The following is a 12524-nucleotide window of genomic DNA, read 5'->3' as shown; positions in this document are numbered from 1 at the left end:
CGGACGGTTCATCGCGCGGCCGCATCCCAGCGGGCGAGCAGCTTCGCCGGGTCCTGCCCGATGTCGAGGAAATACGCGGACATCGAATTCCAGATCGCCGTGAACAGCGTGCCGGTCCACACGCCCTTCGGATACAGCACGACGTGCCCGTTCTTCTGCGCGGCCGCATACGGTTGCGCCTGCGTCGGCATCGCATCGGTGCCGCCTTCGAACGGGCTGAACGCGGCTTCCGCGTCGAGGAACTGACGGTCGTTGTCTGAGCGCGCCCAGAACGCGAGCCACTTCTTCGCGGCGTCGGCCTGGTGTGACGCCGCGTTGATCGCCCACGCGGTGCCGAGCATGTCGAGCGCGACGGGCCCGTTGCCGGGCACGAGCGCCGGCAGCGGCGCGAACTGGAACGTGAGCCCCTTTGTCGCGCTGAACTTCGCGATATTCCACGCGCCCTGCGGCATCATCGCGACGCGCCCGGCCTGGAACTCGGTCAGCCCCGTGCTCCACGCGCTCACGCCGTCGTTCAGGCGCGGTGCGAAGCACTTCGCATCCGCGAGCACTTTCAGCGCGGCGACCGACTGGCGAAACGCGGGATCGGCCGCGAAGCGCGCGCTGCCCGCGCCGACGAACGACGCGGCGCGCGCATCCGTGTCGCCGCCGCCGGCCGACAGCCCGGAGGCGATCACGAGCGCCGCGGGCGCCCAGCCTTCCTTCGCTGGCAGCAGCATCGGCGTGATGCCGGCCGCCGCGAGCTTCCCGCATGCGGCCTTCAACTGGTCGACGTCGGTCGGCACCGTCGCGACGCCCGCGCGCTTGAGCAGGTCGAGGTTCGCGAACAGGCCGATGCCGACGAGCTCCATCGGCAGCATGTAGGTCTTCCCGCCGATCTGCGTATGGCCGCGCACGCCGCGCCAGATCGTCGGCACCCACTTCTCGCCGCTCAGGTCCAGCAGTTGATGCGCGCCCTGCCACTGCCGCATCAGTTCGCGGTCGACCATCAGCACGTCGGGCCCGTTGCCGCCCTGCAGCCGCGATGACACGACCGTCGTCGTGTCGTTGCGCGACATGTACTCGAACTTGACCTTGATGTCGGGGTTTTCCTTCTCGAACTTTGCGATCAGCGCCGCCATGTTGGCGGGCTCGGCGCCGCCGCCCTTCCAGCCCGTCACGTCGAGCGTGACCGGCGCGGCGCACACCTGCGCCGCCAGCACTGAAAGGACTGCGAAAGTTGCCGCCCGAAGCCTGTTGAACATCTGCCGTCTCCACGTTGTTGTCGAATCGTTGTGCAGGAAGCCCGCGTTTCCCGTCGTCCGATTGATTTGGGAAAGCGCTTTCCCGCATTGTGTCGACAACCCGCCCGACTTGCAAGTACCGGGGAACGCCGATCGTCTAGGGGATATCCCGGGGGCCCGCCGGGGCGGCCGCACGCCGCCCGACCGAGCGGTCGGCGCGCCGAAGGCGCTATCATCGGATGTGCGACTTTCGTCCGGCCCTTTTTTGCCGGCTCACTTTCAACTCGCTCAACCGACATGACAACGACTACCGAACGCGTGGACGGCGCCGCCCAGCATCTCGTCGCCGCCCGCCATGCCGGCTCGCCCGGCCCGCTGCTGCCCGATGCGCTGCGTCCCGACGACGTCGAAACCGCGCTGGCGATCCAGCAGCGCGTCGCCGACCTGCTCGGCGAACCCGTCGGCGGATGGAAATGCGCGCTGCCGCCGCCCGACCGCGTGATCCTCGCGCCGATCTTCGCGTCGACGATCCGCGAAGCCGATGCGCCGTACCGCGTCGTTGGCGGCCCGATCGTGCGGATCGAACCGGAAATCGCGTTCGTGCTCGATCGCGACCTGCCGGCGCGCGAGCAACCGTACAGCGACCACGACGTGCGTGATGCGATCCGCGAAGTGCGGATCGTGCTCGAGGTGCTCGGCTGCCGCTATGCGGAGCCGGCGCGCGCGTCGAAGTTCGAGCTGCTGGCCGACGGGCAGTTCAACCAGGGGCTGTGCGTCGGCCCGGTCGTGCACGACGGGCTGAATGTACCGCTCGAGACGCTGGCGCTGTCGTTCGAAGGCGCGCTGAACCGCGCGATCGACGGCCGTCACCCGGACGGCGATCCGTTGAAACCGCTGGTGTGGCTCGTCAATTTCCTCGCGTCGCGCGGCGATGCGGTGCGTGCCGGCCAGATCGTGACGACCGGCTCGTACGCGGGCGCGATCGACGTGCCGCTCGGCGACGCGTTGACGGTCCGCTTCGGCGAGCTCGGCAGCCTGTCGGTCACGCTGACGGCGTGATGCGCGCGGCACGCGGGCGGGCTCGATTCGAGCCGCCCGCTTGCTGCCGTGCGATGGACGCGATGAACGCTTCCTTGCCGTCCTCAGGTACGCTGCTGCGCGGCTTTCCGTGACGGCAGCGTCATCGCGGCCACGCCCGCGACGACGCACGCGAGCCCCAGCCATGCCGATGCCGACAGCGACTCTCCAAGCAGCACGATGCTGATGCCGACGCCGATCGGCACGCGCAGATAAGCCTGCGCGGTCGTACCGACCGAGCCGAGCGTCTGCACGAGCCGGAAGTAAATGACGAACGCCAGCGCCGTCGAGAAAACCGCGAGTGCCGCCAGCGCCATCAGCGAATGCGGCGAAGGATGCAGCGTCCACGGACGATCGACCACCACGCTGGCAGGCACCAGCACGATCGCGCCGACGATCAGGGAACCGGCGGCAGGCGCCTCGGGCGACAACCCCTTGAAGGACCGCCCGTAGATCGCCGCGCCCGCGTAGCAGACGGTCGCCGCGACGATCGCCAGTTGCGGCACGAGCTGCCGCCCCAGTCCTTCGAACGCACCGACGCCGACGACCAGCGAGATACCCGCGAGCCCCGCGACGACGCCGAACAGCTTGCGCGGCGTCACCTGTTCATGGCGCGTGATCAACCAGGTGCCGGCGAAGGCAAGAACGGGCGACGCCGAATTGAGGATCGTCGCGAGGCCGGCTTCCACCGAACGTTCCGCCCATGCGATCAGCGTGAAGGGCACGACGCTGTTCAGCAGCGCCTGCACGAAGAAGCGACGCCAGACCGCGAGATCGCGCGGCATCGGGATGCACCGCAAACGCATCCACAACAGCAGGACCGAACCCGCGATCAGGGTTCTCGCGGCGATCAGCGTCAGCGGCGGAATCGTCTCGACGCCGACCCGGATGAACGTGTAGGACGCGCCCCATAACGTCGAGAGCGTCAGGAGCAGCAGCAGATCCACGACGGCGGGTTGGCTGCGGGTCATCGCTGGCGGCATGTCGGGGGCTCGCGGTCGTGGTCCGTGACGGGGTTGGGATCGGCACGTTCGGTGCGGATCGTACGGGCAGATTATGCGGACGGCAGCGCACGAACGATTCAGCGTGACGCGAAATGTGGATTGCCGATATCGAAGGCGGGGGCATCCGAACTGCATCGGCTCGACGATGCCTGCTGCACGTTCCGCCCGGCGTGCTAACGTTGCACATCATCGCGCTCACTGCCCCGCACACCGAACACGCGAACCGCTTTCACGCCCCTACCCGCCATGTCGCTGACACCGCTTCCCGCCTTGCTCGACGAAATACTGCGCACCGTCGCCCGCCGTTACCGGCTGCCGCCGCTGGAGCGCGCGTCTTCGCTGGACGAAGCCACGCACCCGGCCACCATCCTGGCGCTCGTGATCGACGAAGCGCGCAGGATGCATGGCGACGGCCGCTCGCCCGGCGCCGAACTCCGGCAGCGCTTCATCGATGCGCTCGCGCGGATGATCCGCGACGCGATGGACCCGCAATCCGGCGACCCGGCCTTCCAGGCTTCGGTGCTGCGGCACGATGCAGCGAGCGTGCGCGAATATGCATCGCTGTCCGCGCACGCCGATCAGGACCGGCGCGCGCTGCACTCGGCCGTCAATTCCATCGCGCATCCGGCCAAACTCGAGCGCAACGCACAGGCGTGGCAACGCGAGGGGCTCGTCCGGCTGCATGCGGCCGCAACCGCCGCGTCATGGGCCGATCTTCATGCCACGCTGCGGCACCTGCTCGCGCTGCCTGAAATGGCCGGCGACGCGGCTTTCGAACAAGACATCGTCAAGCTGAAAGACAGCCCCGCGCTCGAACGCATGCTGCGGCTCGACACGCTGGCGTCCGACGAGCACGTCCGCCGGTATCGCGCGCTCTGGGTACGCCAGGGCCCGCTCGAAGGCAGCACGGTCGCCGTCGCGCAGGGCGTCGCATCGCAGCAGCGCGGCGCGGCCGTCGAGGCGCTGGCCGCGCAGGCGCTCGACGCACTGGCCAGCAGGCTCGAAGCGGTGGACGAGCGGCGCACGTACCGTGTCGTCACATCGATGCGCGTGCCGTCGTCGATACCGGGGCGGCACGATCGCGCGAAAACCGAATGGGACGCGGTCCTGCTCGAACGAACGCGTGGCGACGAACGGGCGCCTGCCTGGAACGTCCGCTTCCTCGTCGAAGCGAAAGCCTCGGCGGACGCCGCGACGACCGATCTGTCGCGGCTGCTGCGCGGCCTGACCCTGCTCGCGCAGGCCGACCCGGACACGGTCTATTCGTTCGAGACGCACCAGGGCACGGTGCGGGTGCGCGGCGCATCGCTGCGCGCGCTGACGACCGACGACGCCGCACTGCAACGGGAGGTGCTCTATTGCTGCGATGCGTCCGCGGATGCGACGCCGCGCCTGCTGGGCGCCGCAAGCCGGATGCAGTTGCTGTCGGCGCAGGCGAGCCTCGCTTACGCGAGCGCGCTCGCGCAGCAGCCGGACGCCGATCCGGACGGCCTCGGCGTCATCTGGCACGCACTGCTGACGCTGCCGCAATGGCATGCCGTGCTGCATCAATATCCGTCGTTGCGGCAGGTCCGCGAACTGATGGTGGCGATCGACGACTTGCGGGCCGCGATCGGCGATGCAGCCGACGGCGGCGTCGCAAGCAGCGCGTGCGCGTGATGCGCGCACCCAGGCAGCGCGCGACGGCCGCGCGCCGCCGGCTCAGTTGTTGAGCACGCCGAACGGCAGCGTCCATCCCGACAGCCGGCTGCCGTCGGCCCATCGATCCGCGGCCGCATCGCACGGCAGCAGGACCGGCGCCGCCGCGCATTCGAGCGTTTCCTTCGGCGTATGGCCGAACTCCGCCTTGAACAGCCGGTGGAAATACTTCTCGTCGGGAAAGCCGTGCGCCCATGCGATCTCCGCGATGCGCTGATGGCGCCGCTGCGGATCGCCCAGCACGTGGTAGGCGTGACGCAACCGCCTGCGCGTGATTTGCCGCATCACGCCGCCCTCCTCCTTGAACAACTGGTACAGCCGCGCGCGCGATACGCCGATGTCCCGGCAAATCCGCTCGGGCGTCAGGTCGGGCTCCAGCAGATGCGTGTCGACGTAGCGCCGGACCCGCTCGGCCAGCGCGTTGTCGATCGGGCCGCGCGCGTCGTGCAACGCCTGCGCGGTCGGCGCGACCGCCGCGGCCAGCAGCAGCAACATCGATTGCACGATGCTCGGGATCTCGTGCATGCGCAGGTTCGGCAGATTGCGGAACAGCGACAGCAACTGGTCGCCGAGCAGGCGGCCCACGCCGCTCGTCAGCGTCTGGCCGTGTGCGTGCGCCGCATGGCCCGGCAACAGGTATCTCGGCACGACCAGGCTGATCACGTCGCCCGCGTCGACCTTGCAGTCGTTGATCTGCGCGACGTCGTACACGAACAGGTCGCCGGCGCGCTTGACCAGCTCGGGCCCGCCGGTATGGCTCGCGAGCCGCCCGCCGAGCAGCAGCGTGAAGCGGATCGAGTCCTGTCCGTCGAGCCGGATTCGACGTGGGGTCCGGCGGACCGTATAGGTCGGCGCGCGCGATCGCCAGTGCCGGCCCGACAGGATCAACGGGCCGAGCGCCGCGCCGCTCGCTTCCGCGTCGAACGCACCGTGGCCGCCGTCGTCATCCAGCCGGTAGTCGCACAGCATGTCCTTGACCCAGACGTGGAACCGGTCCGGCTCGGGGTAATCGATCGTGCGAAACTTGAAAACAGGGACGAATGCCGCTTGATCCATGGCAGTTTTTTTATCGAACCGACAAGAGAGGATGAATCGGTTCGTCGATTATCGGACCAAAATGCGCCGGCGCAAGGCCCGCGCGGCATATCGTCCACAAAAACGGTCGACCGGCGCCCCGCGACGGGGCGCCGTCGTCATCGCGGCCATCAGCGTTGCGGATGGCATTCCCAGTTGTTGTACGTCGGCCGATCGATCGGCGTGAGCCCCGGAATCATGAACACCGTACAGCCGAAACGCCGCCCCTTGCCGGTCGTCGCGTCGTAACTCACCTTCTGGCCGCCCAGCCCGTCCTTCTTCCCGTACTGCACGTTGGCGATCGTGATCTCGTCCGACGACGCCAGCCCGAGCGTCTTTGAAGTGGACGTCTGCACGTCGACCATGTTCATCTGCGTCGAGCCGCACGCGGACAACACCAGGCCGGCAACCGCGATGCCCAGCGCGGTCCGGACGGGGTAAAGCAAGTGCTTATTCATGGTTGTTTCTCCGTTTTTCCCGATGCGGAACGATTACGAGCCCGGGCTATAGAAACTGGCCTGCAGCTGGCTACCGATGCTCGGGACATACGATTGCCAGACGAGCGCCATCGCCCCCGTCGCGTTGACGGCCAGCGCCGGCCACGACGCGCTCTGCGCCGCCAGCGTCGACGCGCTCCACGCGCCGTTCCGGTAGCTGGCCGCGATGACGGCCGACCCGCCGGGCAAGCCCGTGTCCTGCCAGGCGGCCGTCGCGTTGCCGGCCGCGTCGATCACCAGCGGCGGGTACTGCACGGCCGCGCCGTTCAGGTGTTCGGTCAGCCGTTGCAGCGGCCCCCACTTTCCGCTGGCATCGGACACGCTCGCCTGCAGGACCGCGCCCCCTTGCGCCCACATCACGGCGGCCACGCCGTTCTCGTTGACGATCAGCATCGGCGTCGCGATGAAACCCGTCGGCTCCGCGATCTCGGGCGCCACGGGCTGCGCGGGCTGCCAACCGGCCCCGGCCGCATAGCGCTGCGACATCGTCGTGGTGAGGAGCTGCTGGTTCGTCACGTCGAGCTGCCCCCAGACCAGCGTGACGTTGCCCTTCGCGTCCATGCCGGCCACCGGCGAGATGATCGTCGTGAACAGGCTCGTGTTCGACACGGCCTGATTGACGTTGGTCCAGCCGTTGGCCGCGTCGTACGTGGCCGTCCACAGCGCCGATTTCGTGTGGTTGGTCTGCCGCCACGCCAGCACCGCGCGACCGGACGACAGCACCGAAACCATCGGCCTCACGTTGTCGGTGTCGCCGGTCACGGCGCCCGGGCCGGTCTGCACCGGCATCTGGATCAACGCGGGCGACGACCACTGCCCGTCCGGCGTGTGGCGGGTCCACGCGATGCGCGTATTGAGCGCGCCGCTCGACTGGGTCCATGCGACGAGTGCGTTGCCCTGGCTGTCGATCCCGGCCGTGTAGGTCGAACCCGTCACATCCGGCACCAGCTCGAACGCCGCGGCCCATCCGGTATTCGGGTCGTACGGTCGCGCCCACAGCGCGTAGGTGTTCGGGCCCGGCATCCATTCGGCCCAGAACGCGACGGCTTGCCCGCTCGCGTTCCCGATCACTTCCGGCTCGACCGTGCTCAGCCCCGTCATCGAATGCGTACCGTCGCCCGTGTCGAGCCGCGTCGCGCTTCCCCAGCCCGAGCCCGGTACATAACGCGCGCCCCACATCTCGTTGCCGGTTCCGCCAGCCGGGCCGTTGGTCATCCAGGTGGCGAGCGCGTTGCCGCGCGCATCGATGGTCACGCTGGGCAGGCCCTCCGGCCCCTTGCCGTCCACGACGGCGGCATTTGACCAGCCGGCCTTCGGCTGCGTGGTGCCGCCGGTCGGGCCCCCGCTCGAACCGCCGCCGGGCGCCGACGGACCGGAAGGCGACCCCGGGTTGTTCGGCGTGGACAACGACGAGCCGCCGTCCGTGCCGACGTCGTCGCCGCCGCATGCGGTCAGCGCGAGAGCGGCTGCCATGACCATCCATGTAATGGGTTTCATCGGAATCCTCTTGTTTTTAATTGCCGGCGCACGCGGGCTCGCCGTTCGATGCAACGACGGGCGTCGTCGATTTTCAAATTAATCAGGAATACCATTCAACAGGCATGGAAAGCGGCGTCTCGGCGAATCTCCGTCACGATCGATTCGATCGTGCGCAACGACGCGAACGCCGCTTCCGGCAAACGTCCCTGTCGGACAACGATGGCGGCGATGCAGCGTCCATCGCCGGGTGTCCGTCACTGCCGGCTGAATCTTAATTCAGGCGGTCCGGAATCAAGGTGGGGTTACGTCCACACTGAGTGGACTTCCATTTCGCGGGCCGGCGATCGAGACAATCGCGTCCCGGCGATACGCGCTCGGCCCTGAGGTACGATACGCGCCGGGGCACGCCGCCCCCTGAGAGAACCGGCCATCGCGGCCTCACACCAGCACAAGAAAATGCCAAGAATCACATTGCTGCACCGACACCTGCTCGCCGCGCTGGCGGCCGGCCTGCTCTGGACGCCCGCCGCCCATGCCAGCGGGGACGACGGCTGCTACGCGCCGGCCACGCTCCGGCAGAGCGGCTACTCATGCGGCAACCTGCCGATGCTGAGCCCCGCCAACGACACGCGCATCAACGCGATGCTGCTGATGGTCGACAGCGGCAAGGTCGCGCAGGTGTTCCCGGACCCGAAGCGCATTCCGGCGAAAGACCGGATCAACCAGATCATCGTGCCGTTCCCGCTCGACTTTTCCGGGTGGATCTACATCGGCCAGGATCAGGCCGACACGGCCGGCAGCGCATCGGATGCCGGTGCGCCGTCGAACCGGTACGCCGACGGCGAAGGCAGCATCTGCCGCAGCATGAGTGCGGGCGCCGACGCGTTCGGCGATGCGCTGAACGCCGCGGGCGGCATTCCTGCCGACGAAGCCGCGCGCCTGCGCGCGGCGCGCGCCGACATCGCGCAGAAGACCTGCGCGGCGGGCGGTGCGAGCGCCGCATGGACGAAGCCTGCGGTCAAATCGCCGGTCGGCCAGCAGTTCGCCACCTACCTCGACGGCGCGAATGCGTTCTACCGCGCCGATTTCCTCGGCGCGACCCGGGCTTTCTCGAGCGCATCGCACAGCGCGAACCCGTGGCTGAAGGAAACCGGGCTCTACATGGCCGGGCGCGCGCAGTTGAACGCCGCGCAGGCCAATGCCTTCGACAACGACAGCCCGACGCCGACGCGCACGCGCGTGACGAAAGTCTCGCTCGACGCCGCGAACACCGTGTTTCGCGCCTACCTGAAGGTGTATCCGCAGGGACGCTATGCGGTGTCCGCGTCGGGGTTGCTGCGGCGCGTCGCATGGCTCGGCGGGAACGTCACGCAGCAGGCCGACCTCTACGGCAACGCGCTCGCGCGCTGGTCGCCCGCGACCTCGAACGTGCCGCTGATGCAACTGGCGAACGAACTCGACAGCAAGCTGCTGTTCGGGCCGGAATTCGATGCGCGCCAGATCCAGTCGCCGGCCGTGCTCGCGACCGTCGACCTGCTGCGCATGCGCACGTCGGACAGCAGCGATTCGAGCCGCAGCAAGCCGATGACGCTGGACGATCTGCAGGCGCAGAAGCCCCGCTTCGCGAGCACGCCCGCGCTCTACGACTATCTGCTCGCGACCTGGTACGTGTACGTCGGGCACAAGCCCGACGCGGCGCTCGAATTGCTGCCGCAAGCGCCCGCCGTGCCGCTCGACTACTTCGGCCTGAGCCAGCAGGCGCTGCGCGCGTTCGCGCTGGAAGATAGCGGCCAGACCGACAAGGCGCGCCAGCTGTGGCGCGACCTGATCCCGCTCGCGAAGCTGCGTTTCCAGCGCGAGGCGCTGGAACTCGCGCTCGCGATCAACCTGGAACAGGCCGGGCTCGTCAACGACGTGTTCGCCGACGATTCGCCCGTGCAGAACGCCGCGATCCGCGCCGTCCTGCTGCAACGCACGGCCAACGCGGGCCTGCTGCGCGCCCAGGCGCAGAACCAGGCGACCGGCGGCGCACTGCGCGATACCGCGCTGTACACGCTGCTGTACAAGGAGCTCACGCGCTCGCACTACGCCGACTTCATCGCCGATGCCGCGCTGGTGTCCGGCACGCCTTCCGATGCGCTGAAGCCGTTCACCGCCGCCGGCGCCAAAAACGAAGACGGCTATGCGTGTTTGTCCGCGCACGATATCGCCACGGCGCTCCAGCAGAATCCGGCCGACCCGAAAGCGCTGAACTGCCTCGCCGATTTCGTGCGCGTCAATCCGCCCGCGCCCGGGCTCGAAAGCGATCCGGTGCCGCCGTGGATCCGCAACGCGGCAGCGGCAACCGCCACGCGCATGCCGCCGACGCTCGGCAGCACGCCGTCGCAGTTCGCGGGCAAGCCGTACGAGCGGATGTCGAGCTACGTGACGGTGATGGCCGATGCGCAGGCGAACCCGAACGACCGCGCGTATGCGTTCTACCGCGCGATCAAGTGCTATGCGCCGTCGGGCAACAACGATTGCGGCGGCAAGGACGTGCCGAAGAACACGCGCAAGCGCTGGTTCGACACGCTGAAGGCCACCTATCCCGGCAGCCCGTGGGCGCAGAAGCTCCGCTACTACTGGTAAGCGCGGCATGAAGCGCATCGTGTCCGTCGCGCTGCTGCTGGCCGCGCGCGCGGCGCTGGCCGGTACGGTCGATGCCGCGCAGTACGACGCGTTCTGGCTATGGGCGGGCGTGAAGCCGCAGGCGGTCGTCCATAGCGCCCGCACCGTCTACGTGCTGCAAGGGCAGATCGAGGCGGCGCCGCGTGACGAGTCGCAGGTGCGCGTCATCGCGCAGGGCGTGGCGCTGCCGCCCGCGCCCGACGCGCGCGTGTGGCTCGTCTATCGCGCGCATACGCTGCGCTGGACGCCGCGCGTCACGCAGATCATGCTCGCGCAGCTCGAGCGCTGGCGCGCATCGGGCCGCACGATCACCGGCATCCAGATCGACTTCGACGCGGGCACGCGCCATCTGCAGGATTACCTCGCATTCCTGCGGACGCTGCGCGCGAGCTTGCCCGCCGATTGCCGGTTGAGCATCACGGGGCTGCTCGACTGGAGCAGCCGCATCGATACCGATCAGGTCAACCAGCTGCGCGGCATCGTCGACGAAGTGGTCGTGCAGACTTACCAGGGCCGCAGCACGATCCCCGACTACGCGGCGTATCTGCCGCGTGTCGCGCGGCTGCAGCTGCCGTTTCGCATCGGCGTGATCCAGGGCGGCGAATGGGACGCGCCACGCTACCTCGCGGCGAACCCGTGGTTCCGCGGCTACGTCGTGTTCCTGCGCAACCGCTAGCGGGCGGACAGGCGCCGCGCGCGAACGGGGTTCAGCCCGCGCGCGGCGAACTGGCGTCCACGTACACCCAGGCCGCGACACCCGATTCGAGTACCACGCGGTCGCGCCGATACGCGTCGACTTCGTAGTCGTCCGCGTGCGCGAGCTCTTCGCGCGTGATCGCGAACACGGTGCCCGTGACGCGGTCGCCGGATTGGCCGGTATAGCCCACCACGGGATGATGCGTCTTCCCGCTCGTCGCGACCACGGCCGGATCGTCGATCTTCAGCATCGTCATCGCGTAGCCGGGCATCGCGTCCGCGCGACCGTCGAGCTTGCGGCCGAACGTCGCGAGTTGCACCTGTTCGAGTTGCAGCGTGCCGTAGGAGAAAAGGGATTCGGAGAAAGTCGGGTCGGTACTGGACATGATCGAGCTCGGGACAAGAATCAGGACACGGGAAGCGTAACGCAGATCGCCGGCGTGCTACGCGAGGCCCGCGATCGCGCCGCCGAGCCCGGCGAGCGCGATCACGAGCAGCACGCTGGCAGACGACGCCGTGATCCATCGCTGCTTGCGATGAATCAGCGGGTGGTTGATCGCGGCCATGTAGCCGGTCAGGATCGCGAAATCGACCGCGATCCACAGCGCGGCCAGGATGGCCAGGCTCACGCGCGAATCCGGCGTGATGCCGACGAACTGCGGAAAGAACGCGACGAAGAACAGCAAATCCTTCGGATTCGCGATGCCGACGAGAAAGCCGCGCACGACGCCGGGCAAGCGCCGCGCGCGCGATGCCGGTTCGCCTTCGCCCTCGCCATTGCCGCCGGGCGCGCGGCCGGCACGCCATTCGCCGAGCAGCGTGCGGATTGCCAGCACCGCGATGAATACACAACCGATCACGTGCAACCCGGTGAGCATGCGCTCGCTGACGAGCACGACGCCGAACACCATCAGCATCGCCGCCGCGATCATCACGAGGCTCGCGGCATTCGCGCCGACTGCGGTCAGCACGCCCTGACGCAAGCCACGCCGCGCCACGGTGCCGACCACGAGCATGACGACCGGGCCGGGCGTCGCGATGAGCAGCACGATCGCGGCAAGATAGGCGAACAGCAGCGGGTAGTGAAGTGACATGAATAAAAGTTGTTC

At 68.5% G+C, this 12524-nt stretch carries 11 protein-coding genes; 4 read left to right on the top strand and 7 right to left on the bottom strand.

Going from position 1 to position 12524, the window contains the following annotated elements; genetic code table 11:
* Positions 1-8: 8 nt before the first annotated feature.
* A complete protein-coding gene (locus BBJ41_RS35845) occupies positions 9-1244 on the bottom strand; it encodes an ABC transporter substrate-binding protein (protein ID WP_083282125.1) in 1236 nt (411 codons plus the stop codon).
* A gap of 276 nt (positions 1245-1520) precedes the next feature.
* Here BBJ41_RS35845 and BBJ41_RS35840 point away from each other — a divergent pair, with 276 nt between their 5' ends.
* A complete protein-coding gene (locus tag BBJ41_RS35840) occupies positions 1521-2282 on the top strand; it encodes a 2-keto-4-pentenoate hydratase (RefSeq protein ID WP_069751031.1) in 762 nt (253 codons plus the stop codon).
* A gap of 83 nt (positions 2283-2365) precedes the next feature.
* Here BBJ41_RS35840 and BBJ41_RS35835 read toward each other — a convergent pair whose 3' ends face one another.
* Positions 2366-3271 (bottom strand): DMT family transporter, encoded by a 906-nt coding sequence (locus BBJ41_RS35835; RefSeq protein ID WP_236872161.1) that lies wholly within the window; start codon positions 3269-3271, stop codon positions 2366-2368.
* 279 nt (positions 3272-3550) lie between these two features.
* Between BBJ41_RS35835 and BBJ41_RS35830 the strand changes: the two genes are divergently transcribed.
* Positions 3551-4963: a 3-deoxy-D-arabino-heptulosonate 7-phosphate synthase gene (locus tag BBJ41_RS35830; protein ID WP_069751029.1), complete on the top strand. Its 1413-nt coding sequence runs from the start codon at positions 3551-3553 to the stop codon at positions 4961-4963.
* A gap of 42 nt (positions 4964-5005) precedes the next feature.
* Here the strand turns inward: BBJ41_RS35830 and BBJ41_RS35825 are convergent, their stop codons facing one another.
* From BBJ41_RS35825 to BBJ41_RS35815, 3 genes are all read right to left on the bottom strand, one after another.
* Entirely contained in the window at positions 5006-6058 is a 1053-nt protein-coding gene (locus BBJ41_RS35825) for an AraC family transcriptional regulator (protein ID WP_069751028.1), read from the bottom strand.
* A gap of 149 nt (positions 6059-6207) precedes the next feature.
* Positions 6208-6534 (bottom strand): hypothetical protein, encoded by a 327-nt coding sequence (locus tag BBJ41_RS35820; protein WP_069751027.1) that lies wholly within the window; start codon positions 6532-6534, stop codon positions 6208-6210.
* 33 nt (positions 6535-6567) lie between these two features.
* Positions 6568-8070: a hypothetical protein gene (locus BBJ41_RS35815; protein ID WP_069751026.1), complete on the bottom strand. Its 1503-nt coding sequence runs from the start codon at positions 8068-8070 to the stop codon at positions 6568-6570.
* A 438-nt stretch (positions 8071-8508) separates the two neighbouring features.
* On the opposite strand from BBJ41_RS35815, the gene BBJ41_RS35810 reads away from it, so the two are divergent.
* Complete coding sequence (locus BBJ41_RS35810; protein ID WP_069751025.1) at positions 8509-10680, top strand: PA5441 family protein; 2172 nt, start codon at positions 8509-8511, stop codon at positions 10678-10680.
* Between the two features lie 7 nt (positions 10681-10687).
* Complete coding sequence (locus tag BBJ41_RS35805; protein ID WP_069751024.1) at positions 10688-11395, top strand: DUF3142 domain-containing protein; 708 nt, start codon at positions 10688-10690, stop codon at positions 11393-11395.
* A gap of 31 nt (positions 11396-11426) precedes the next feature.
* On the opposite strand, the gene BBJ41_RS35800 is transcribed toward BBJ41_RS35805, so the two are convergent.
* Both BBJ41_RS35800 and BBJ41_RS35795 read right to left on the bottom strand, forming a co-directional pair.
* On the bottom strand, positions 11427-11801 hold the full coding sequence (locus BBJ41_RS35800; protein ID WP_069751023.1) for a gamma-glutamylcyclotransferase family protein: 375 nt from the start codon (positions 11799-11801) through the stop codon (positions 11427-11429).
* Between the two features lie 57 nt (positions 11802-11858).
* Positions 11859-12509 (bottom strand): LysE family translocator, encoded by a 651-nt coding sequence (locus BBJ41_RS35795; protein ID WP_069751022.1) that lies wholly within the window; start codon positions 12507-12509, stop codon positions 11859-11861.
* Positions 12510-12524: the final 15 nt, after the last annotated feature.

It is taken from the genome of Burkholderia stabilis (assembly GCF_001742165.1).
Taxonomy (GTDB): domain Bacteria; phylum Pseudomonadota; class Gammaproteobacteria; order Burkholderiales; family Burkholderiaceae; genus Burkholderia; species Burkholderia stabilis.
The sequence above is the reverse complement of the archived record's forward strand: the minus strand, read 5'-3'. Positions and strand labels throughout refer to the sequence as shown.